At 62.7% G+C, this 21247-nt stretch carries 21 protein-coding genes, 1 pseudogene and 1 riboswitch; of the genes and pseudogenes, 16 read left to right on the forward strand and 6 right to left on the reverse strand.

Annotated elements, in window-relative coordinates; genetic code table 11:
* Window positions 1–204: 204 nt before the first annotated feature.
* Window positions 205–1974 carry an acyl-CoA dehydrogenase family protein gene (locus NKI73_RS00535; protein WP_352626535.1) on the forward strand — a complete coding sequence of 590 codons (1770 nt, stop codon included), beginning with the start codon at window positions 205–207 and terminating at the stop codon, window positions 1972–1974.
* Between the two features lie 19 nt (window positions 1975–1993).
* A complete protein-coding gene (locus NKI73_RS00540) occupies window positions 1994–2746 on the forward strand; it encodes a crotonase/enoyl-CoA hydratase family protein (protein WP_352626537.1) in 753 nt (250 codons plus the stop codon).
* A 9-nt stretch (window positions 2747–2755) separates the two neighbouring features.
* On the opposite strand, the gene pdxH is transcribed toward NKI73_RS00540, so the two are convergent.
* Window positions 2756–3373, reverse strand: coding sequence for a pyridoxamine 5'-phosphate oxidase (gene pdxH, locus NKI73_RS00545; RefSeq protein ID WP_352626539.1), 618 nt, complete (start codon window positions 3371–3373; stop codon window positions 2756–2758).
* A 77-nt stretch (window positions 3374–3450) separates the two neighbouring features.
* On the opposite strand from pdxH, the gene NKI73_RS00550 reads away from it, so the two are divergent.
* The 4 genes from NKI73_RS00550 (at window position 3451) to NKI73_RS00565 (ending at window position 6654) form a co-directional block, all read left to right on the forward strand.
* Entirely contained in the window at window positions 3451–3912 is a 462-nt protein-coding gene (locus NKI73_RS00550; protein WP_352626541.1) for an RT0821/Lpp0805 family surface protein, read from the forward strand.
* 256 nt (window positions 3913–4168) lie between these two features.
* Window positions 4169–5098, forward strand: coding sequence for a DnaJ C-terminal domain-containing protein (locus tag NKI73_RS00555; protein WP_352626543.1), 930 nt, complete (start codon window positions 4169–4171; stop codon window positions 5096–5098).
* Window positions 5099–5204: 106 nt separating this feature from the next.
* Window positions 5205–6023, forward strand: a complete 819-nt coding sequence (gene fabI / locus NKI73_RS00560) for an enoyl-ACP reductase FabI (protein ID WP_352626545.1) — start codon at window positions 5205–5207, stop codon at window positions 6021–6023.
* 43 nt (window positions 6024–6066) lie between these two features.
* Window positions 6067–6654, forward strand: coding sequence for a histidine phosphatase family protein (locus NKI73_RS00565; RefSeq protein WP_352626547.1), 588 nt, complete (start codon window positions 6067–6069; stop codon window positions 6652–6654).
* Between the two features lie 12 nt (window positions 6655–6666).
* Here NKI73_RS00565 and NKI73_RS00570 read toward each other — a convergent pair whose 3' ends face one another.
* On the reverse strand, window positions 6667–6927 hold the full coding sequence (locus NKI73_RS00570; RefSeq protein ID WP_352626548.1) for a DUF1344 domain-containing protein: 261 nt from the start codon (window positions 6925–6927) through the stop codon (window positions 6667–6669).
* A 178-nt stretch (window positions 6928–7105) separates the two neighbouring features.
* On the opposite strand from NKI73_RS00570, the gene aroC reads away from it, so the two are divergent.
* Together aroC and ribB are read left to right on the forward strand one after the other, a co-directional pair.
* A complete protein-coding gene (gene aroC, locus NKI73_RS00575; protein ID WP_352626549.1) occupies window positions 7106–8221 on the forward strand; it encodes a chorismate synthase in 1116 nt (371 codons plus the stop codon).
* A gap of 76 nt (window positions 8222–8297) precedes the next feature.
* Window positions 8298–9398: a 3,4-dihydroxy-2-butanone-4-phosphate synthase gene (gene ribB / locus NKI73_RS00580; protein ID WP_013532799.1), complete on the forward strand. Its 1101-nt coding sequence runs from the start codon at window positions 8298–8300 to the stop codon at window positions 9396–9398.
* A gap of 44 nt (window positions 9399–9442) precedes the next feature.
* Here the strand turns inward: ribB and NKI73_RS00585 are convergent, their stop codons facing one another.
* On the reverse strand, window positions 9443–10666 hold the full coding sequence (locus tag NKI73_RS00585; protein ID WP_352626551.1) for an MFS transporter: 1224 nt from the start codon (window positions 10664–10666) through the stop codon (window positions 9443–9445).
* Between the two features lie 121 nt (window positions 10667–10787).
* Here NKI73_RS00585 and NKI73_RS00590 point away from each other — a divergent pair, with 121 nt between their 5' ends.
* Together NKI73_RS00590 and NKI73_RS00595 are read left to right on the forward strand one after the other, a co-directional pair.
* On the forward strand, window positions 10788–11396 hold the full coding sequence (locus NKI73_RS00590) for a TetR/AcrR family transcriptional regulator (protein ID WP_352626553.1): 609 nt from the start codon (window positions 10788–10790) through the stop codon (window positions 11394–11396).
* A gap of 338 nt (window positions 11397–11734) precedes the next feature.
* Window positions 11735–12718: a hypothetical protein gene (locus NKI73_RS00595; RefSeq protein ID WP_352626555.1), complete on the forward strand. Its 984-nt coding sequence runs from the start codon at window positions 11735–11737 to the stop codon at window positions 12716–12718.
* A gap of 164 nt (window positions 12719–12882) precedes the next feature.
* On the opposite strand, the pseudogene bluB reads toward NKI73_RS00595, so the two are convergent.
* Window positions 12883–13464 (reverse strand): annotated as a pseudogene (gene bluB / locus NKI73_RS00600) (5,6-dimethylbenzimidazole synthase); the annotation flags it as partial.
* 101 nt (window positions 13465–13565) lie between these two features.
* Window positions 13566–13744: riboswitch (cobalamin riboswitch) on the reverse strand.
* Between the two features lie 121 nt (window positions 13745–13865).
* Between bluB and NKI73_RS00605 the strand changes: the two are divergent.
* From NKI73_RS00605 to NKI73_RS00630, 6 genes are all read left to right on the forward strand, one after another.
* Complete coding sequence (locus NKI73_RS00605; RefSeq protein WP_352626557.1) at window positions 13866–14792, forward strand: histone deacetylase family protein; 927 nt, start codon at window positions 13866–13868, stop codon at window positions 14790–14792.
* A gap of 3 nt (window positions 14793–14795) precedes the next feature.
* The gene (locus NKI73_RS00610) at window positions 14796–15047 is read left to right on the forward strand and encodes an exodeoxyribonuclease VII small subunit (RefSeq protein WP_013532792.1); all 252 of its coding nucleotides are present in this window, start codon (window positions 14796–14798) and stop codon (window positions 15045–15047) included.
* A gap of 109 nt (window positions 15048–15156) precedes the next feature.
* Complete coding sequence (locus NKI73_RS00615) at window positions 15157–15423, forward strand: DUF2277 domain-containing protein (RefSeq protein ID WP_027035955.1); 267 nt, start codon at window positions 15157–15159, stop codon at window positions 15421–15423.
* A gap of 40 nt (window positions 15424–15463) precedes the next feature.
* On the forward strand, window positions 15464–16384 hold the full coding sequence (locus tag NKI73_RS00620; RefSeq protein WP_352626560.1) for a pirin family protein: 921 nt from the start codon (window positions 15464–15466) through the stop codon (window positions 16382–16384).
* A gap of 143 nt (window positions 16385–16527) precedes the next feature.
* Window positions 16528–18441 carry a 1-deoxy-D-xylulose-5-phosphate synthase gene (dxs, locus tag NKI73_RS00625; RefSeq protein WP_352626561.1) on the forward strand — a complete coding sequence of 638 codons (1914 nt, stop codon included), beginning with the start codon at window positions 16528–16530 and terminating at the stop codon, window positions 18439–18441.
* 149 nt (window positions 18442–18590) lie between these two features.
* Entirely contained in the window at window positions 18591–18878 is a 288-nt protein-coding gene (locus tag NKI73_RS00630; RefSeq protein ID WP_352626562.1) for a hypothetical protein, read from the forward strand.
* 84 nt (window positions 18879–18962) lie between these two features.
* Here NKI73_RS00630 and NKI73_RS00635 read toward each other — a convergent pair whose 3' ends face one another.
* The gene (locus tag NKI73_RS00635; protein ID WP_352626564.1) at window positions 18963–20111 is read right to left on the reverse strand and encodes a GNAT family N-acetyltransferase; all 1149 of its coding nucleotides are present in this window, start codon (window positions 20109–20111) and stop codon (window positions 18963–18965) included.
* Window positions 20108–21103, reverse strand: coding sequence for a sterol desaturase family protein (locus tag NKI73_RS00640; protein ID WP_352627293.1), 996 nt, complete (start codon window positions 21101–21103; stop codon window positions 20108–20110). The genes NKI73_RS00635 and NKI73_RS00640 overlap by 4 nt, the downstream gene beginning before the upstream one ends.
* Window positions 21104–21247: the final 144 nt, after the last annotated feature.

The following is a 21247-nucleotide window of genomic DNA, read 5'->3' on the forward strand; positions in this document are numbered from 1 at the left end:
GGTTGCGTGGTTTTTGATCTATCACCGGTCGACTTGATCCGGCGTCGACTGAATTTAATACGCGCCGCTGCGATTGCAAAATCCGCGTGACAAAATTTGACGTTTACGTAAAAAGAAGATGGGAGATCGCCCAAAGGGCGGATGGTTTGTAGCGGCACCGACTCTAGGGTTGGCAGGGCCGATGTATCGGGAGGAGGAAGCGGCATGTATCGGGCACCGGTCGAGGATATCGCGTTTACGCTCAAGCACGTGGCTGGCATGAAATCGGCGCTTGATGCCGGCAGGTTCGGTGATCTCGTTGAGGATCTGGTCGATGCCGTTCTGGGCGAGGCCGGCCGCTTCGCCACCGAAGAGGTGGCGCCGCTCTACAAGATCGGCGATCAGCAAGGGGCCGTGCTGAAGGACGCCGCCGTCACCACGCCGCCTGGTTGGAAGGAACTTTATCGCCGCTGGATCGATAGCGGCTGGAATGCACTCTCCGGGCCTGAAGCCTATGGCGGCCAAGCGCTGCCGACCATGCTCGGCGTCGCCGCGCTCGAAATGTGGAACTCCGCCGCCATGGCCTTCGGTATCGGCCCGACGTTGACCATGGGTGCGGTCGAAGCGCTCGACAAGCACGCCTCCGAAGACCTCAAGGGAAAATATCTCGAAAAGCTCGTGTCGGGCGAATGGATGGGCACGATGAACCTGACCGAGCCGCAGGCCGGTTCGGACCTCGCCGCCTTGCGCGCCCGCGCCGAGCCGGCCGGTGACGGGAGCTACCGCATCTTCGGCCAAAAAATCTTCATCACCTATGGCGAGCACGATTTTACAGACAACATCATCCACCTGGTCCTGGCGCGGCTGCCAGACGCGCCGGCCGGCACGCGCGGCATCTCGCTGTTCCTGGTGCCGAAATTCCTGGTCGGTGACGATGGTTCGCTGGGCGCGCGCAACGACGTCTTCTGTTCCGGCCTGGAGCACAAGCTCGGCATCCATGCCTCGCCAACCTGCACCATGATCTATGGCGACGGCTTTCAGGGCGCGAAATCTGGCGCCATCGGCTGGCTGATCGGCGAGGAGAACAAGGGCCTCGCCTGCATGTTCACCATGATGAACAATGCGCGGTTGTGTGTCGGCATGCAGGGCGTCGCGGTAGCCGAGGCCGCAACGCAGAAGGCGATTGCCTATGCCAACGACCGCCGGCAGGGCAAGGCGGCAAGCTATACTGGCACCGGCATGGCGCCGATCGTCCACCACCCCGACGTGCAGCGCAATCTCCTGGCCATGAAGGCGCTGACCCAGATCGCGCGGGCGATCAGCTATTCCTGTGCCTATGCCATCGATCTGGCACGCGTCTCGGACGGCGACGAGGCGGCGCATTGGCGCGACCGCGCCAATCTGCTGACGCCGCTGGCCAAGGCTTTTTCGACGGATGTAGGCGTCGAGGTTGCCTCGCTCGGCGTCCAGGTGCATGGCGGTATGGGCTTCATCGAGGAGACAGGTGCGGCCGCCTTCTACCGCGATGCCCGCATCGCACCGATCTATGAAGGCACCAATGGCATCCAGGCGATCGATCTGGTGATGCGCAAGCTGCCGCTCGGTGGCGGCGACCATGTGCACGGCTTCATCGCCGAACTGGCTGATGTGGCCGGAGCGGTGCGAACCTCGAACCTGCAGGGTTTCGGCCGCGCCGCCGATGCTCTCGACGCAGCACTTGGCGATCTGACGCAAGCGACCCGCTTCCTGCAGAAACTGGCTGCCGACGGCCGTTCGGACGAAGCGCTGGCAGGTGCTACGCCCTACCTCAGGCTGATCTCGCTTGCCGCCGGCGCCGCCTATTTGGCTCAGGGTGCTCTTGCCGATCAGGGCCGTATCGCGCTTTGCCGCTTCTTCGCCGAAAACCTGCTCGGCGAGGTCAGTGCCTTGAAGGAGCGCGTTGTCGATGGCGCCGAAAGCCTCGCCGCTGCCGGCAAGACGCTCATCTCTGCCTGACGTTCACAAGGAAAAGACCGTGACAGACCATATTCTCGTCGAGCGCCAGGGCGCCATCCAGATCATCCGCATGAACCGGCCGGACAAGAAGAACGCGCTGACGCGGGCCATGTATGCGAAAATGTCGAAAACCCTGGCCGATGGCGACGCCGACCCTGCGATCCGCGTCCATGTCTTCCTGGGCGTGCCCGGCGCCTTCTCCTCGGGCAACGACCTTGCCGATTTCATGGTCATAGCGACGGGCGGCGATGGCGGCACCGAGGTCTGGGATTTCCTGATGGCGCTGGCGAGGGTCGAGAAACCCATCGTCTCCGGCGTCGACGGCATCGCGGTCGGCATCGGCACGACGCTCAACCTGCATTGCGACCTGACCTTCGCCACACCGCGCACCGTATTCAAGACGCCGTTCGTCGATCTCGGCCTGGTGCCCGAGGCGGGATCGAGCCTCCTGGCGCCGCGGATCCTGGGCCAGCAGGGGGCTTTCGCATTGCTCGGCCTCGGCGAAGGCTTTTCGGCCGAGCGCGCGAAGGCAGCCGGCCTGATCTACGAGGTGGTCGAGGAAGCAGCGCTGGAAGCCTCGGTCCTGGCTGCGGCCGGCCAGATCGCGGCCAAGCCGCCGCAAGCGCTGAAGATCGCCCGCGACCTGATGCGCGGCTCGCGCGACGACCTCGTCGCCCGCATCGGCGAGGAAAGCGAGCATTTTCGCGAGCGGCTGAAATCCGACGAGGCGCGCGCCGCGCTGACGGCATTCATGACCAGGAAGAAGGGATAAGCCTCCCTTTCAGGGGTAAAGCCGCGTCTTGTCCCACCCGCCATTCGCATTGCGGGAAAAGACGACACGATCGTGTAGCCGGAACGGCCGGTCGTGCCAGAACTCGATCGTCCGCGGCACGATGCGGAAGCCCGACCAATACTTTGGCCGCGGGATCTCGCCGATCGCATGGCGCGCCGTGTATTCGGCCACTGCCTTTTCCAGCGCGAATCGGCTTTCCAGCGGGCGCGACTGTTTCGAGGCCCAGGCGCCGATGCGGCTGCCGCGCGGCCGTGTCGCATAGTAGGCGTCGGCCTCGGCGTCGCTGACGATCTCCACCGGGCCGCGAATGCGCACCTGCCGGCGCAGCGATTTCCAATGGAAGCACATCGCTGCCTTCATGCTGCCAAGAATCTCCTGGCCCTTGGCGCTCTCGAAATTCGTGTAGAAGACAAACCCGCCCTCATCGAACCCCTTGAGCAACACCATACGCACATCCGGCATGCCATCGGCATCGACGGTCGCCAGCGCCACGCCGTTGGGGTCATTTATTTCGCTCTTGGTGGCGTCCTCCAGCCATGCGGCAAAGAGGCGAAATGGCTCCGCGGCCTCGGTAAAGTCACCGCTTGTTAACTCAGTGTCACTCATAGTTTTTCTCAATTTGTCACGAAGCCCAGAAATTTTTACGAAGCCCAGATTTTTACGAAACAGGGGGAGGTTGCCGATTGTCGCGTATCGCGCAAGCTTTTGACAGCAGGCAATGGGGCGTTATCGCTTCGGCCAGCACGAAAGTGGCGATCGTGGCAGTCGCCTTGCCGCTTGCCGCCTGTGGTGCCGGTGGCTTCAGCCTGGAAAAGGCCGAAGTCGACCGCTCGATCCTGACCAGCAGCATATCTACCTCGGCTGTGCCGGCCAATTTGGATCGCGACTCCGACCAGACCACGATCGGCAATGCGGTGTCCTCGGCCGACATCGAGCAGCTCGGCGGGCAGTCCGTTCCGTGGGCCAATGCCGGCACCGGTTCCCGCGGCTCCATCACCGGGCTGGCGGAATTGAAGGACAACGGCCAGACATGCCGCCGTTTCAAGGTCTCACGCGAAAGCTTTGATGGCGTCGCCATGTTCGAGGGCGAACTGTGCCTGGCCACCGCCGGCGGCTGGCGCATGCAGGACTTCAAGGCGCTCTGAGCTTGATCCGAAAGTCGATCGGGTCGGCGGGTGCTTTCGCTGCCCGGTGCGTCGCCAATCTTGGCAATATCCCGATAACGGCTGGGATCGGCTCCTTCCGGATCGACAAAAATCCCTCGCCGATCCTCAACCGCCGACTTTTGGATTAAGCTCTGAGTTTCCGCCTTTGATATGCTGCTCCAGCACTGGAATTTCTTCCTATGCGAGCGCATATAGGGGGCAACCAGAGACTCAACTCTTCTCCAGGGCAGTAAGCATGCGCGACCCCTATGAGGTGCTGGGCGTTGCCAAGAACGCATCGGCCAAGGACATAAAATCGGCGTACCGGAAACTCGCCAAGAAGTATCATCCGGATCAGAACCCGAATGATCCCAAGGCGAAGGATCGTTTTGCCGCGGCCAACCAGGCCTATGAGATCGTCGGCGACGAAAAGAATCGCGCCGCTTTCGATCGCGGCGAAATCGACGCCGACGGCAAGCCGCGGTTCCAGGGCTTCGAGGGCGCTGCCGGTGGCGGCGATCCCTTCGGCGGATTTCGCCGGCAGCAAGGTCCGGGCGGCTCGCGATTCGAATTCCGCTCCGGCCGCCCAGGCGGCGATCCGTTCGACGGCAATAGCGACATCTTCAGCCAGATTTTCGGCGATGCTTTTTCTGGTGTGCGTGGCGCCGGCATGGGAGATCGCCGCCAGCCCGCGACCGCTGCCGATCTGAACGTGACGCTCGACGTGACCATCGAGGAGGCGGCGACCGCCGAAAAAGTGACGGCGATGTTCCCCGACGGCCGCAAGGTGGCCGTCAAATTGCCGGCCTATGTCGAGGACGGCCAGACCATCCGGCTGAAGGGGCAGGGCGAGCAAGGGCCGGGCCAGCCGGGCGACGCGCTGGTCAAGATCCATCTGCGCCGCCACCCGCGCTATCGCATCGAGGGCCGCGACCTGCACGCCGATCTGCCGGTGACGCTGGCGGATGCGGTGCTCGGTGCCAAGGTGCCGGTCGATACGCCGACCGGCAGGCTTGCGGTCAACATCCCTGCCTGGTCGAGTTCAGACAAGGTCCTGCGGCTGAAGGGCAGGGGCCTGCCGGAAAAGGCCGGCGGCCACGGCGATCTCTACGCCCATGTCCGGATCATGCTGCCGGAGGGCGGCGATAGCGCGCTCGAAGCGCTGTTGCGCAGCCAAAAAGACTGATCGACGGCTTTTGTCCCCCGAACTGTCCGGTTTGAACGCTTGAAGGGGCTCTGTGCCTGTGCGATAGGGCACTCCACAAAGCAGAAATCTTGCGGAGAGCGCTCACATGGCGGGTGGACAGGGCCTTATGGCCGGCAAGCGCGGCCTTATTCTTGGCGTCGCCAATAACAGATCGATCGCCTATGGCATCGCCAAGGCTTGCGTCGATCATGGAGCCGAGATCGCGCTGACCTATCAGGGCGAGGCGTTCAAGAAGCGTGTCGAGCCGCTGGCGGCGGAACTGGGCGCCTTTGTCGCCGGCCATTGCGACGTCACCGATCCGGCGAGCTTGGACGACGTTTTCGCCAATGTCGGCAAACACTGGGGCAAACTTGATTTCCTCGTCCATGCCATTGCCTTCTCCGACAAGGACGAGTTGACCGGCCGCTATGTCGAGACGACGCGCGACAATTTCCTGCGCACCATGGACATTTCGGTCTACTCCTTCACCACCATTGCCAAGCGGGCCGAGGCGCTGATGACCGACGGCGGCTCGCTGCTGACCCTCACCTACTACGGCGCCGAAAAGGTGATGCCGCACTACAACGTCATGGGTGTCGCCAAGGCGGCGCTCGAAGCCAGCGTGCGCTACCTGGCGGTCGACCTCGGCGCCAAGAAGATCCGCGTCAATGCCATCTCGGCTGGCCCGATCAAGACGCTGGCCGCTTCCGGCATCGGCGATTTCCGCTACATCCTGAAGTGGAACGAGTACAATTCGCCGCTGAAGCAGACGGTGACGCAGGAAGAGGTCGGCGATTCCGGCGTCTATTTCCTGTCCGATCTGTCGCGCGGCGTCACCGGTGAAGTGCATCACGTCGATTCGGGCTACCACGTCGTCGGCATGAAGGCCGTCGACGCGCCTGATATTTCGACGGTCAAGGACTAATCCACCAACCGTCGTCCGTCCCGATCCCGTACCGGAAGACATGATGTACCCGCTGGTTTATATCGTGCGCCACGGCCAAACCGCGTGGAACGCCGAATTCCGGCTTCAGGGACAGGCCGACACCGATCTCAACGCTCTTGGCCGCGAACAAGCGACCGGAAATGGTCGTCGGCTCGCCAAACTGGTCCAAAATCCCGAGGAATTCGATTTCGTCGCCAGCCCGATGAAACGGACGCGCGAAACGATGCAGCGCGTCCGCGTCGCGATGAAGCTCGATCCGGGTGCCTATCGAACCGATCCGCGCCTCGTCGAAGTCAACTTCGGCGATTGGCAGGGATTTACCTTTCCTGAGCTTGAGACACGGTATCCCGGAGCGAGCAGGATACGCGCTCTGGACAAATGGAACTTTCAGCCGCCCGGCGAAGGCGCGGAGAGTTACCAAATGCTGCTCGAACGAGTGAGGCCATGCTTCGATGCGATCCAACGCCGGACGATCTGCGTGACCCATGGCGGCGTCATGCGCGCCCTGTTTCGCTTCGTTCTGGGACTGGCAGAGGACGAGGCGGCGAATCTGGAAATACCGCACGATCGCTTGCTCAAGCTCGAAGGCAAGAGCCTGGAGTGGCTTTAGGGCACCAATTCCCTAGTTCGTGTCGCTGTCCGGCAACTGCATATCGGTGACGACATTCTCGCCATTGTTCACGTCATAAGCGATGACGATATCCATGCCCGGCTTCAGCGCGTCGAGATCGGTCTCGGCGTTCAGCTTGTAGGACTTGCCGTCATCCAGCGTCAGCGTCAGCGCGTCCTTGTCGACGTTCTTGATCAAGCCTTCGGTCTGGCCGGCGAGAGCAGCGGTGGAAAGCAGCAGTGTGGCGGCAATAGCGCCAATCAGGGTACGCATTATCGTTCCTCTTTGTCATTGCACCGGCATGGCGGCGGACGTTCAACGGCGGATGGAACAGAGCAGAAACCAACCGAATGTGTCAAAACTAAATCCGCCAGATCACAGTTTGACCCCTGTGAAAAACGCCAATAGAAGGCAAGCTTGAGCCGGCTCCAATGCCGGGCAGGGTCATTTCATGTCTCACAACACGTTCGGCCACCTTTTCCGCGTCACCACCTGGGGCGAAAGCCATGGCCCCTCGCTCGGCTGCGTGGTCGACGGCTGTCCGCCCGGCATCCGCTTTACTCAAGCCGAGATCCAGGCCGAACTCGACAAGCGCCGGCCGGGCCAGTCACGTTTCGTGACGCAGCGTCGCGAACCTGACGAGGTCAAGATCCTGTCCGGCTTTATCCTCGACGAGGACGGCGAGACGATGATCACCACCGGCACGCCGGTCTCGATGCTGATCGAGAATGTCGACCAGCGCTCGAAGGACTATGGCGAGATCGCCCGCCAATATCGGCCCGGCCATGCCGATTACACCTATGACGTCAAATATGGCGTGCGCGACTATCGTGGCGGCGGCCGCTCCTCGGCCCGCGAGACGGCCGCGCGGGTGGCAGCCGGCGCGCTCGCCCGCAAAGTTGTGCCCGGCGTGGTGGTGCGCGGCGCGCTGGTGTCGATGGGCGAGAAAGCAATAGACCGCGCCAACTGGAACTGGAATTTCATCAGCGACGCGGAAAATCCGTTCTTCACCCCCGATCCGGCTTCCGTTCCCGTCTTCACCAGATATCTCGACGGCATCCGCAAGGCGGGCTCCTCGGTCGGTGCGGTGATCGAAATCGTCGCCGACGGCGTTCCGGCAGGTCTCGGCGCGCCGATCTATGCAAAGCTCGACCAGGACATCGCGTCCGGCCTGATGTCGATCAACGCCGTCAAGGGCGTCGAGATCGGCAACGGCTTCGAGGCCGCCCGCATCACCGGCGAGCAGAATGCCGACGAGATGCGCATGGGCAATGACGGCAAGCCAGTGTTCCTGTCCAACAATGCCGGCGGCATCCTGGGCGGCATCTCGACCGGCCAGGCGATCATCGCCCGTTTCGCCGTCAAGCCGACATCCTCGATCCTGACGCCGCGAAAGTCGATCGACAAGGATGGCAAGGACGTCGAGATCATGACCAAGGGCCGCCACGACCCGTGTGTGGGTATTCGCGCCGTGCCGATCGGCGAGGCAATGGTTGCCTGCGCGATTGCCGATCACTATCTGCGTCATCGAGGACAGACAGGGAAGGGAATAGGCAGTAGGGAATAGGCAGGAGGCCGCACGATACAGCCTTTTCCTTCCCCTAGTGCCTACTCCCTATTCCCTGCGAGCGAAGCGAGCGTCCATGCCTTACGACCAGAAGAAAATCGTCGAAGCCTTGCGCGCTTTCGAACGCGGCGAGATCGTTGTCGTCATGGATGATGACGGGCGCGAGAACGAGGGCGACCTGATCGTCGCCGCCGTCCACTGCACGCCTGAAAAGATGGCGTTCATCGTTCGCCACACCTCTGGCATCGTCTGCACGCCGATGCCGCGCGAGGAAGCCAAGCGGCTGAACCTCGCGCCGATGGTCGCCGACAACGACTCCGCCCATACCACTGCTTTCACCGTCAGCGTCGATTTCAAGCATGGCACCACCACCGGCATTTCGGCCGAGGACCGCACGCTGACTGTGCGCAATCTCGCCAACGGCAATGTCGGCGGCTCGGATTTCGTCCGCCCCGGTCACATCTTCCCGCTGATCGCGCGCGAGGGTGGCGTCCTGATGCGTTCGGGCCATACCGAAGCGGCGGTCGATTTGTGCAAGCTCGCCGGCCTGCCGCCGGTTGGCGTCATTTCCGAACTGGTCAACGACGATGGCACCGTCAAGCGCGGCCCGCAGGTGCAGGCTTTCGCCGAGGAGCATGGCCTGAAGCAGGTTTCGGTGGCCGACCTCATCGCCTACCGGCAACGCAAGGAAACGCTGGTCGAGCGCGTCGCCTGCTCGGAAATCGACACGCTTGGCGGCAAGGCGCAGGTCTTCACCTACACGCTGCCGTGGGACTCCATGCATCACGTTGCCATCGTCTTCGGCGACATCCGCGACGGCGAGGACGTGCCGGTGCGCCTGCATTCGGAAGACGTCGTGACGGATGTGTTCGGCACCAGCCATCGGCTCGACGCCATCATGAAGACGATGGGCGAGCGCAGGCGCGGCGTCATCGTCTATCTGCGCGAAGGCTCCGTCGGCGTCGCCCATCAGGAGCGCAAGCGGCCGGCGAGCGGTGACCGCGAAGATCATGAAGAGGCGCGCCGCCGCGAAAACGAGTGGCGCGAGATCGGGCTCGGCGCGCAAATCCTGAAAGATCTTGGCATTTCCTCGATCAACCTGATCGCCTCGCGCGAACGCCACTATGTCGGCCTCGAAGGTTTTGGCATCCACATCGCCAAGACCGAGATTCTCTGAGCTTCCGGCCGACAGCGCCCGGTTTAAAACCGGGCGCCCGTCAACTATTCCGCAGGGATGGCGGCGGCTTCGCATCCGTCCAGTTCGCACTCATTCGTAGCAAGGCTGCGCTGGCCAAGCAGCACGGTAGCCAGGGCGATTGTGCCTGAAGCAACCGAGACCCAGAACCCGTTCTGAGCGCCGAACGCGTCCACCACCGCACCGGCGGCGAATGACCCGATGGCCATGCCGATGCCGATCCCCGTCATCACCCAGGTGATGCCTTCGGTCAGCATCGCTTCCGGCACGTGCCGCTCGATCAGGCCGAAGGCGGTGATGAAGGTCGGCGAGATCGCCACACCGCTGATGAACACGGTCAGCGCCAGCAGTGGCACGGTGTCGGCGGTGAGCGGCAGCAGCGTACCGAGCGCGACGAGGGCGACTGCGATGGCCAGTTGGCGTTGCAGCGGTGCTTGCAGGTTGAGCGCGCCGACGATGATACCCAGCACGAACGATCCCAGCGCATAGACGCCGATGACCAGGCTGGCGGCCCCCGGTTGGCCAAGCTCCTTGGTGATCGCCACGGTGCTCACTTCCGTCGTCGCGAAGGTCGCGCCGATGAAGATCAGGGCGAAGGTGATGATCTGCACCGGCCGCAGGCGGATTGCCGAGCCGCGTGAACCCTGTTCCACCGGCCGCACTTGCGGCTCGGTCGAGCGCTGCAGGATGAAGGCGGTCGAGCCGAAGGCAAGGAACAAGGTGCTCACCAGCATGCCCGCTTCCGGGAACAGGGCAGCACTCAGGCCCACCGACAGCGATGCCCCGGCGATATAGACCAGCTCGTCGGCCGCCGACTCGAAGGCGAAGGCGGTGTTCATCTGCGGCCGCCCGCGGAAAATCTCGGTCCAGCGTGCGCGCACCATCGCCGGGATGCTGGGCATCGCCGCGGCCAGCAGTGCCGACACGAACAGCGTCCATACCGGCCAGTCCCGGTTGGCCGCCGCAATCAACACGACGAAAGCCAGTACCGAAATGATGGTGGTGGGCACCACGATCCGCGTCTGGCCAAGGCGATCCACCAGTCTCGATATCTGCGGCGCGAGAAAAGCGTTGGCCAGCGCGAACGTCGCGGCGACGGCGCCCGCCAGCCAGTACTCGCCACGCGTCTGCGACAGCATTGCCACGATGCCGATTGGCGCCATGGCAATCGGCAGGCGCGCCATGAAGCCGGCGGCGGCAAAGCCCTTGGTTCCTGGGGCACGAAAGATCTCCGAGTAGGGATTTTGCATGGGTTGGTTCCTCGACAAAGCACGATTCGACAATTACATACGATGCGTATGAATGTTAAATAGAGCATACGCCGCGTATGTCAATTGGCATACGGTTCGTATGTGGATAGGGCCAGGAGCCATGCACAAACCCCGCAAGGAGATGATTGCCGAGACGCGCGCCAAGCTGATCGCGGCGGCCCGCCATGCCTTCGGCACAACAGGCTATGCCGAAGCCTCGATGGATGATTTCACCGCATCGGCCGGGCTGACGCGCGGCGCGCTCTATCACCATTTCGGCGACAAGAAAGGTCTGCTGCAGGCGGTTATTGCCGAAATCGACGGCGAGATGGCGGCGCGCATCAATGAGATAGCGTCGAGAGCGCCGACCCGCTGGCAGCATTTCGTCGACGAATGCTCGACCTATATCGAGATGGCGTTGGAGCCGGAAATCCAGCGCATCATGTTCCGGGATGGCCCGGCCGTTCTGGGGGATCCGGCACAATGGCCGAACGCCAACGCGTGCATCGCTTCAATGACAGGCCATCTGACAGCGCTGCAGGAGGAGGGGGTTGTCGTCTCTAGTCTCGACCCCGAAACTGCCTCGCGGCTGATCAACGGTGCGAGCAGCCAGGCGGCGCAACGGATCGCCAATTCGACGGACCCCGAAGCGACGTCGAAGAAGGTGGTGGAGGCGTTCAAGCAACTGCTCGAAGGCCTGCTCAAAAGGCCGGGTTCGCAACCGGACTGAAATCCCGTCGGCGGTCAGGCACACCGGGACTCCGAACTCAGGTTAACAAAAGGCCTGAGGACGGCCAGTCCAGCGGTGTCGGCAGCTTTTGTGCCGGTAGCTTTCGTGTCGATAGGAATTTTTTCTTGACTTCGTGACCTCAGCTATGGTACATATCCATCCATGGTGCTGATTTGCGCCAGTGACCCGCCGCACAGGCGGGTTTTTCGTTTCCGTCAGCCAACGCGCCGGCGAACCTGTTAACCCGAGTTCGTTGCCCTGCGGCGCCACGGCCGACAATTGACAATCGCCGGGTTGGGTCCATCCTCTTGCACCACCTCTGGGGGGAGATTCGGGACATGTGGGATTTCGATATCGGCAGGTCGGTGTCCATCATGATGCGGACCTGGCCGTTCATTGTCTTTCGCATGATCGTCTATTTCGGCATCACGCTGGCCTACATCATGGCGACCGGCATGGGCGCCAGCGTCGGCTATGGCGTCGGCCATATCTCCACCGATCCCGACGGGCCGCTATCCTTTGCCCTGTGGGGCGGGGTGGTCGGTTTCGGCGTCGTCTCGATCGCCGTTTACTGGATCCGCGAATACATCCTCTATGTCGTCAAGGCCGGCCATATCGCCGTGATGGTCCATCTGATCGACGGCCGCGACATTCCCGGCGGCCAGGACCAGATCGCCTACGCCAAGGATATCGTGACCCAGCGTTTTGCCGAGGCCAACATCCTTTTCGTCGTCGACCAGCTGGTCAAGGGCGCCATCCGCGCCATCACCGGCCTGCTCGGCGGCATCGCCGCTTTCCTGCCGATCCCGGGCTTGAGCGGCCTGATCTCCTTCGTCAACACAGTGATCCGCCTGTCGCTGACCTATGTCGACGAGATCATCCTCGGCTACAACATACGCATCAATTCGTCCGCGCCGTTCGAGACGGCGCGCCAGGGCGTCGTGCTCTATGCCCAGAACGGCAAGGTCATGGTCAAGAATGCCGTCTGGCTGGCAGTCATCATGTGGGGCGTGTCGTTCGTCATTTTCCTGCTGATGCTGGCGCCGGCCGCCGCCATTCTTTTCCTGATGCCAGGGCAATTGGCGGGCTGGGCCTTCGTGCTCGCCATCGTCTTCGCCTGGGCCTTCAAGGCGGCCTTCATCGAGCCTTTCGCCATCGCTTGCCTGATGCAGGTCTACTTCAAGACTATTGCGGGCCAGGTGCCAGATCCGGCCTGGGACGCCCGGCTGGCTGAGGCGTCGTCGAAGTTCAGGGAACTCAAGGACAAGGCGCTGGCCTCCTTCGGCGGCTCGCGCTGGGGACCGGCCGGCGCGACACCCTGATCAGCGAGGCTCGACGGCGCGGCAGCAACAGCGTTGAGGCGCGCCACGGTCGATTTGAGCAACGCTTCACCTTGCCCGGAAAACGTCTCACTCATGATCAGCTCCGGTAGCGGCAGTCGCCGTCCCCAGCCATGCGTTTCGAGGTCGGGCTTTGGCGCGAACTCCGAGACGCGGCCGACGCAGAGATAGGCGACCGGCGTCACATGATCGGGAATTGACAGCAGGCTTTTCAGCGCCTGCGCCTCGATGATGCTGACCCAGCCGACGCCGACGCCTTCGGCGCGTGCCGCCAGCCAGAAATTCTGCACCGCGCAGACCGTGCTGTAGAGGTCCATCTCCGGATTGTGCCAGCGTCCCAACGGCGAACCCTTCGAGCGTTGGCGGTCGCAGGTGATGCAGATGTTGAGCGCGCTTTCGCAGATGCCTTCCAGCTTGAGCTTGCGGTAAAGCGCCTGCCGGTCTTCCTCAATTGCCGGCAATTCCTGCTCGCGTGCCGTCAGGAACAGGTCGCGCACCCTTTCCCGTCGTTCGGCATCGCGAATGACTATGAAGTTCCAAGGCTGCATGAAGCCGACCGACGGCGCGTGGTGGGCGGCAAGCAGCAGCCGCGCCAGCACCTCATCATCAAGCGTGGTGGGCAGGAAATGGCTGCGCACGTCACGCCGTGTGAACATAGCGCGATACACCGCATCGCGCGCATTCTGCTCAAATCCATTGCCAACAGCAGCGGTCATGTGTTCCGGCATCGCTTGTCCCCTTGCGATTGCAGCAGTTTCAAACGGTCAGAGCGTACTTTGTGCGTCCAAGTGGACGCACGTCGCTCTGATGTCGTCCGCCTGACCATGCGGATGACGATGCCTGCCAGGCCGGTCTTCTGGCTCGGGATCAACCCGCGTCCGGTGCCTTCCCGTCATCGACAGTGGCGTATACCGGCGCGGTCCCCCTTACAGCGTTGGGCACGCCACGGAATTCAACCGTGTTCCCGATTCTCCCGTTTGCACGGGCACCAGGCAGTGGCGGGGACCTTACGCCGAAGCGCAGACGACGCCAATGCCTGCGGCGACACGAATGGACGCAGGCGCGATTTTCCCCAGTCATCAGCCGCCTGCGCATGGCCTTTGTCGATCCGGGTCACTAGATTAGGACGATGACCACTCGTCTCTACACCCATCCGATCTTCCTCGAGCACCTCACGCCACCCGGCCACCCCGAACGGCCGGACCGCTTGCGCGCCATCGATCGCGTGCTCGATGACGAGGCCTTTGCCGCGCTCGATCGTATCCAGGCGCCGGAAGGCGACGAGGCCACCATCCTCTACGCGCATCCCGCCGATTTCGTCGCCCGCGTGCGGGCCGCCATTCCCGACGAGGGGATTGCGCGCATCGACGCAGACACCACTGCCAGCCCGAAGAGCTGGCAGGCGGCGATCACCGCGATCGGTGCCGCCAACGCCGCCGTCGACGACGTCTTTGCAGGCCGCGCCGACAATGTCTTCGTCGCCGCGCGGCCACCCGGCCATCATGCCGAAAAGACCACGGCGATGGGCTTCTGCCTGTTCAACACCGCGGCAATCGCGGCGCGCTATGCGCAGAAGAAACACGGCGTCGAGCGCGTTGCCGTCGTCGACTGGGACGTGCATCACGGCAATGGCACGCAGGATATTTTCTGGGACGATCCGTCGGTGCTCTATTGCTCTACGCACCAGATGCCGCTTTATCCCGGCACCGGGGCAAAAAACGAAACCGGCGCCGGCAATATCGTTAACGCACCATTGGCGCCGCAGACCGGCAGCGAGGTTTTTCGCGATGCCTTCCTGTCGCGCGTGCTGCCGGCGCTCGACAATTTCGCGCCCGACCTGATCGTCATTTCGGCCGGGTTCGACGCGCACCACCGCGATCCGCTGGCCGAGATCAACCTGACCGAGGACGATTTCGACTGGGCGACCGGCCAGCTGATGCAGCGCGCGGCGCGCCACAGCGGCAACCGGCTCGTCAGCCTGCTCGAGGGTGGCTACGATCTGCAGGGATTGGCATTTTCGGTCGCCGCCCATGTCGGGCGACTGATGAAAGGATGAATGATGGCTGGTGAGACCAACGAAGACGTCAAGGCGATGAGCTTCGAACAGGCACTCGACGCGCTGGAGAAGATCGTCGATGATCTGGAGCGTGGCGACGTGCCGCTCGACCAGTCGATCCGGATCTATGAGCGCGGCGAGGCACTGAAGGCGCATTGCGACCGGCTGCTGAAGGCCGCCGAGGACAAGGTCGAGAAGATCAGGCTGTCGCGCGACGGCAAGCCGGTTGGAACGGAGCCGCTTGACGCGGATTGAGGCAGTCCGAACGATGGTCTTGCCTCACCGGTTTTTGGACATGATCATGATCGAGGATAGAACGCATCCCGATTGAAAGCGCTCCAGGACAAGAGGAGATACGGAAACGATGTGCAGAAACATCAAGACCCTGTTCAATTTTGATCCGCCTGCAACCAATGACGAAGTCCGCGATGCGGCCCTTCAGTTCGTCCGCAAGCTGAGCGGAACGACGCGGCCTTCGAAGCAGAACCAGCATGCCTTCGACCACGCGGTCGAAGCCATCGCGGCATCGGCGCGCGAACTGCTCGATTCTCTCGAAACCCACCAGCATCCGCGCAATCGCGAAGAGGTGGCGGCCAAACTGCGGGCAAAGGCGGCGATCCGCTTTGCCTGACGCGGCCAGGGCAGGCATTGCCCGCTGACAAGGAGAGTTCATGAGCTTCTTCCCGGGGAAAGACCCTGAAGTCGGCGACGCCTTCGCCAGCGACCAGATCGAACTGATGGTCATCCCGAATGCGAAGGATATTGGCGGTTTCCAGGTGCGCCGCGCCCTGCCGACCGCCAAAAGGCGGCTGGTCGGACCCTTCATCTTCTTCGACCGCATGGGCCCGGCGATCCTGCGCGCCGGCCAGGCGCTCGATGTCCGTCCCCATCCGCATATCGGTCTGTCGACGGTCACCTATCTGTTCGATGGCAGGATCAGGCATCGCGATTCGCTGGGCACCGAAATGGTCATCCAGCCCGGTGACGTGAACCTGATGACCGCCGGCCGCGGCATCGTTCATTCCGAGCGTACGCCGGAGGAACTGCGCGGCGCGCCGATGTCGATCTCCGGCCTGCAGACATGGCTGGCATTGCCGGACGGCAAGGAAGAAGTGGCTCCGGTGTTCGAGAACACCGCAGTGCTTCGGCTGCCCGAGATCGACGCCGAAGGCGTCAGCGGGCGCATCGTCATTGGTGATTTCCAGGGATTGCGGTCCCCGGTCAGGGCCGACTCCGAGACGCTTTATGCCGATCTGCGCCTGGCGCCAGGCGCCAGCGTGAAGATCCCGGCCGATGCGGAAGAACGAGCGATCTACACACTGGAAGGCGAGGTCTCGATTTCGGGCGACGTTTTCCCGGCCGAACGGCTGTTGGTATTCCGGCCGGGTGATGGGATCGTCGTGTCGTCGCAGACCGGGGCACATTTCATGTTGTTTGGCGGCGCCTCGCTCGGCTCGAAGCGTTACATCTGGTGGAATTTTGTCTCGTCATCAAAGGAGCGCATCGAACAGGCCAAGGAAGAGTGGAAGACGGGCCGTTTCGATATCGTTCCTGGCGACGAGAAAGAATACATTCCGCTACCTGAAGGCTAGGTCATGATCCCGAAAAGTGGGAACCGGTTTTCGGAAGAGATCATGCCCAAACAAAGAGACAGGCCCAATCCGCGTCACTGGCACGCATTTACTTTCACTGTCTGGCGGCCTATCCCGCCAATGAACAGAAAGCCTGAGCACCCGTGAACGCAACGCCGCATACGCCGCTTCTCGACAAGGTCCGCATCCCGGCCGACCTGCGCACGCTTGCCGAAAGCGAGCTGCCGCAATTGTCAGCCGAGCTTCGCGCCGAACTGATCGACGCCGTCTCCCACACCGGCGGCCACCTTGGCGCCGGCCTCGGCGTGGTCGAGCTGACGGTGGCGCTGCATTATGTTTTCAACACCCCCGAGGACCGGTTGATCTGGGATGTCGGCCATCAGGCCTATCCGCACAAGATCCTGACCGGCCGCCGCGACCGCATCCGCACACTGCGCCAGGAAGGTGGCCTGTCCGGCTTCACCCGCCGCGCCGAGAGCGAGTACGATCCCTTCGGCGCCGCCCATTCCTCGACATCGATTTCGGCCGGCCTCGGCATGGCCGCCGCTCGCGATCTTTCCGGCGGCCGCAACAATGTCATTGCCGTCATCGGCGACGGCGCGATGTCGGCCGGCATGGCCTATGAGGCGATGAACAATGCCGGCGCGCTCGATGCGCGGCTGATCGTCATCCTCAACGATAACGACATGTCGATTGCGCCGCCGACCGGCGCGATGAGCGCCTATCTGGCGCGTCTGGCCTCGGGCAAGGCCTATGTCGGCCTGCGCGATTTCGGCAAGAAACTGACCTCCTATCTTGGCAAGCGTGCGGATCGTGCGATCACCCGGGCGGTCGAGCATGCGCGCGGCTACGTCACCGGCGGCACGCTGTTCGAGGAACTCGGCTTCTATCATATCGGCCCGATCGACGGTCACAATCTGGAGCATCTGATCCCGGTCCTGAAAAATGTCCGCGACAATGGCGAAGGCCCGGTGCTGATCCATGTCGTCACCCAGAAGGGCAAGGGCTATGCGCCGGCGGAAGCCGCCGCCGACAAATATCACGGCGTCAACAAGTTCGATGTCATCACCGGCGCGCAGGCCAAGGCGCCGGCCAACGCACCGGCCTACACCAAGGTGTTCGCCGAAAGCCTGGTTCAAGAAGGCCGCGCGGACGACCGCATCGTCGCCGTCACCGCCGCCATGCCGAGCGGCACCGGTCTCGACCTGTTCGGCGAAGCATTCCCGTCGCGGATATTCGATGTCGGCATCGCCGAACAGCACGCGGTGACTTTCGCGGCAGGCCTTGCCACCGAAGGCTACAAGCCGTTCGCGGCGATCTATTCGACCTTCCTGCAGCGTGCTTACGATCAGGTCGTCCACGATGTCGCGATCCAGAAATTGCCGGTGCGCTTTCCCATCGACCGCGCCGGCTTCGTCGGCGCCGATGGCGCGACGCATTGCGGCGCTTTCGACACCACCTTCCTGGCGACATTGCCGGGTTTCGTAGTCATGGCCGCTGCCGACGAGGCGGAACTGCGCCACATGGTGCGCACCGCGGCGAGCTATGATGAGGGTCCGATCGCCTTCCGCTATCCGCGCGGCAATGGCGTCGGTGTCGACATGCCGGAGCGCGGCTCGGTTCTCGAAATCGGCAAGGGCCGCATCGTCAAGGAGGGCACCAAGGTAGCACTGCTGTCCTTCGGTACGCGGCTGCAGGATTGTCTGATCGCCGCCGAGGAGCTAGGTGCCGCCGGGCTTTCCACCACGGTCGCCGATGCCCGTTTCGCCAAGCCGCTCGACGAAGATCTGATCCGGCGGCTGGCCCGCTCGCATGAGGTTCTGGTGACGGTGGAGGAGGGCGCCGTCGGTGGCTTCGCCAGCCACGTGCTGCAATTCCTCGCTCACGAAGGTCTGCTGGAAAGCGGGCTGAAGGTGCGTCCGCTGGTTCTGCCCGACGCGTTCACCGACCACGCCAAGCCGGAGAAAATGTATGCCGATGCCGGGTTGGACGCAGCCGGCATCGTGCGCACGGTCTTCGTCGCGCTCGGGCACAGCACCCACGCCCAGCGTGCCTGAATCAAAGTCTCAAAGACTTGATTCAGTTCGTCGGTCAACGATGTTAAACCATTGTTTACGCTGACGTTTGGCTTTTCGCTTACCGTGTCTCTTGGCCGTTTTTCAACGGCGCCCTGCTAGATCGTTGATCAGGCAGGGAGACGACAACAATGAAAACGCTTCTGTGCGGCGTAGCGCTTTGCGCTGTCATCGCCGCGCCGGCCGCCGCCGAAACGCGCTATGATCGCAGCCTCGAAAAGGCGGCCATGGGCATCGTCGCCGGCAAGATGGGCGATATCCGCGGCGGCTTTTCCTACAAGCAGGTGCCGCAGCTTGTGGTCGTGCCGGTAGCAGCGCCGGCGGCTGTGACCGAACGCTCACGCGAGGAAGCCACGGGCAAGCCGGGCGACGGTCTGTCGCCCGCCGTGGAACGGCAGGTTTCGCGAACCATTTTCTAAATTGGAAGCCAGCAAGCCTACAGCTGCTTGAGAGGGTATGATCGGAAGCGGTCTATCATGCCGCCCATCGGCGATCTGAAGAGGCTACTCCTCCGCCAGCTCCGCTTCTTTCGCCGGTTTCCCGGAGCGCCAGGATTTCGCGGCGTGGCGAGCGCGGTCGGCCACCACGGCGAGGCGTCCGCGCAGGCTTCGCCCACCCAGCACCGATGACAAGGTCACCGAATGCGTCGCAAAGCGGCGCTTGAAATCCTCGCCGCCGCAGAGAAAGTCGATCGTGGTCAAGCCCCGGTCAAGCGACCACTGAATGTAATCCATCATCAGGACCATGCCCGGCGAGGCACGCTCGAAGGCCGGGGCATAGGTTGTGACGAAAGCCATCATCGTTCCATGCTGCTCGAAATTGATCGAGATGGCGATGATCTCGTTTTCGCGTTCGAGCACGAAGATACGCAGCAATCCGAGCCCGGCCAGAACGGAGACCAGCGCCGCCAGAGCGGCGGAGCCCTCGTCGAAGAGATCCGAAACGCGGCCGTGCTTTGCCAGCCATAGCCGCTTCAGCGCCGCGACGCGCTCCAGCACCGGCTCGCGGGCTTCGTGCGCCTCCATCAGGCGGAAGCGCAGCGCGCCGCCTTCCTCCATGAATTTGCGGCCACGGCGATAGTTTTGCCGGGCTTTTTTCGATTGGCTTTCGAACCATTGCGCGCCGCCTTGCCAGGCGCCAGCGACACGATAGCTGACCTCGCTGCGGTGGTTTGGCTGCAAGATCGTGCCGTGGCCTGCGGGAGCGGAGCCGAGCAGGGCTGGCAATCGGGCATCGGGCAAAAGACGATTCAGATAGACAAGGTCGAAGCCGCCATCGTCGAGAATGCGTTGCCAGAGCTGCCGCAGGATCTGCGGGTCGCAATCGGGGGCAAGCAGGACATCGCCATAATCGCAGTGGTCTTTCGCCGCCCATTCCAGGACGCGGATGCCGGAGCGCCTGAAGGTCGCGAGCGCAATGACGGCCACGAGCCGCTCGTCGCTCCAGACCAGCCCGATCCTGAGGCTGCGTCGCTCCTGATGCGGCGTCGTGCGCCACCAGGCCGAGATCCAGTCCGGATGCTGGAAAACGAGGCCGCCGGCACGTTGCCAGAGCGCCGCCCAGGCGGGCGCGATTTCTGCCAGGCGCGCATCCGACGTTGCGACTTCGATCCGGTGCGTTCGCGGCAGCCGGCACACGACAGGCCCGTTCAAGGCTTGGCCCTTTGCGAGGATTGCCGTGGCTCCGGCTTGTCGGTTCGAAAGTGTCTGGCGATCTGCCCCCACATCCGCTTCAGCGGCAGGACATAGAGCCCTGCGAGCGACTGATAGTCGCGCACGTTGCGTTCGATCAACCCGAATTTGAAGTCCTCGTCGGGTCTGGGAACGCATAGGGTTCCGAACAGCCGGTCCCAGAACGAGAAGAGCAGCCCGAAGTTCTTGTCGTAGTGGCGTGGGTCGGTGCTGTGGTGCAACTGATGCCAGTGCGGGCACAAGATCAGGTTGTTCAGCGGCCCAAACGAGATCTTGAAATGCGTGTGCCTGACGAAATCCATCATCAGGATGTTGCGTATGATGTAGACGTTGACGCCGAAGACCGTCAGCTCGACGAGGTTCAGCGACACCAGCGACCAGATGCCGAAGCAGATGCCGGGAATGACGCCGTCCCAGGCCCGGTTCATCAATTCGTCGAGCGGGTGGACGCGGTCCTTGGTGATGCCGACCATCACCTCGGCCGAATGGTGCACCTTGTGCAGTTCCCAGAGCACCGGATAGCGGTGCTGGGCGACGTGATAGAGATAATACGAGATGTCGTAGGCGAGCAGCATCGTGACGGTGAAGATCGTCACCGTCACCGGCCCTGCCGGCCCCTCGATCAGGGGCGGCTGGATCGATAGCAGCGTCGAGAGCAGCCAGTTCGTCGCATAGCCGACGGCGCCGACGAAGACGATGCCGGCAGGCAGCATGAGGAATGGCATGAGGGCCTTCCTCGTCACCCAGAACAAAAGATCGGCTCTCGCCGAGGGATGGGTGATCACCTCGTGCGGAACCGCGAACTCGAAGAATTCTTTCCAGCTCTTTTTCTCGACCGTGCGCCAATAGGCGACGAGGGCGCTGGCCAAAGCGGTCAACAACAGAAGTCCGGTCGCCAGCAGGCCGGCGCCGGAAATCCGGTCAAGCACCTTGTAGACGATATCGCTGGCCATTTCCAAGATTGACGCCTCTTCATCCCGTTTTGCGGGCTGTCGCAGTCATAACATTTAGTCCTCAAGCAAATGCGACGAAAATAGGTTAACAATTTATGAGATTTCTGGAATTCGGGGCAGTGATCTGCAAACGGCGACGCCTCA

Origin of the sequence: Mesorhizobium sp. M0496, from assembly GCF_040321205.1 — a bacterium.
GTDB lineage: Bacteria > Pseudomonadota > Alphaproteobacteria > Rhizobiales > Rhizobiaceae > Mesorhizobium.

Bases quoted from the DNA above. Each gene is read 5' to 3' on its own strand.
- NKI73_RS00605 (WP_352626557.1), top strand. From the start codon at position 13,866: ATGACCACTCGTCTCTACACCCATCCGATCTTCCTCGAGCACCTCACG.
- NKI73_RS00535 (WP_352626535.1), top strand. From the start codon at position 205: ATGTATCGGGCACCGGTCGAGGATATCGCGTTTACGCTCAAGCACGTG.
- NKI73_RS00555 (WP_352626543.1), top strand. From the start codon at position 4,169: ATGCGCGACCCCTATGAGGTGCTGGGCGTTGCCAAGAACGCATCGGCC.
- aroC (WP_352626549.1), top strand. From the start codon at position 7,106: ATGTCTCACAACACGTTCGGCCACCTTTTCCGCGTCACCACCTGGGGC.
- NKI73_RS00590 (WP_352626553.1), top strand. From the start codon at position 10,788: ATGCACAAACCCCGCAAGGAGATGATTGCCGAGACGCGCGCCAAGCTG.
- NKI73_RS00615 (WP_027035955.1), top strand. From the start codon at position 15,157: ATGTGCAGAAACATCAAGACCCTGTTCAATTTTGATCCGCCTGCAACC.
- NKI73_RS00595 (WP_352626555.1), top strand. From the start codon at position 11,735: ATGTGGGATTTCGATATCGGCAGGTCGGTGTCCATCATGATGCGGACC.
- NKI73_RS00630 (WP_352626562.1), top strand. From the start codon at position 18,591: ATGAAAACGCTTCTGTGCGGCGTAGCGCTTTGCGCTGTCATCGCCGCG.
- NKI73_RS00570 (WP_352626548.1), bottom strand. From the start codon at position 6,927: ATGCGTACCCTGATTGGCGCTATTGCCGCCACACTGCTGCTTTCCACC.
- NKI73_RS00620 (WP_352626560.1), top strand. From the start codon at position 15,464: ATGAGCTTCTTCCCGGGGAAAGACCCTGAAGTCGGCGACGCCTTCGCC.
- NKI73_RS00565 (WP_352626547.1), top strand. From the start codon at position 6,067: ATGTACCCGCTGGTTTATATCGTGCGCCACGGCCAAACCGCGTGGAAC.
- pdxH (WP_352626539.1), bottom strand. From the start codon at position 3,373: ATGAGTGACACTGAGTTAACAAGCGGTGACTTTACCGAGGCCGCGGAG.
- fabI (WP_352626545.1), top strand. From the start codon at position 5,205: ATGGCGGGTGGACAGGGCCTTATGGCCGGCAAGCGCGGCCTTATTCTT.
- ribB (WP_013532799.1), top strand. From the start codon at position 8,298: ATGCCTTACGACCAGAAGAAAATCGTCGAAGCCTTGCGCGCTTTCGAA.
- NKI73_RS00585 (WP_352626551.1), bottom strand. From the start codon at position 10,666: ATGCAAAATCCCTACTCGGAGATCTTTCGTGCCCCAGGAACCAAGGGC.
- NKI73_RS00610 (WP_013532792.1), top strand. From the start codon at position 14,796: ATGGCTGGTGAGACCAACGAAGACGTCAAGGCGATGAGCTTCGAACAG.
- NKI73_RS00640 (WP_352627293.1), bottom strand. From the start codon at position 21,103: ATGGCCAGCGATATCGTCTACAAGGTGCTTGACCGGATTTCCGGCGCC.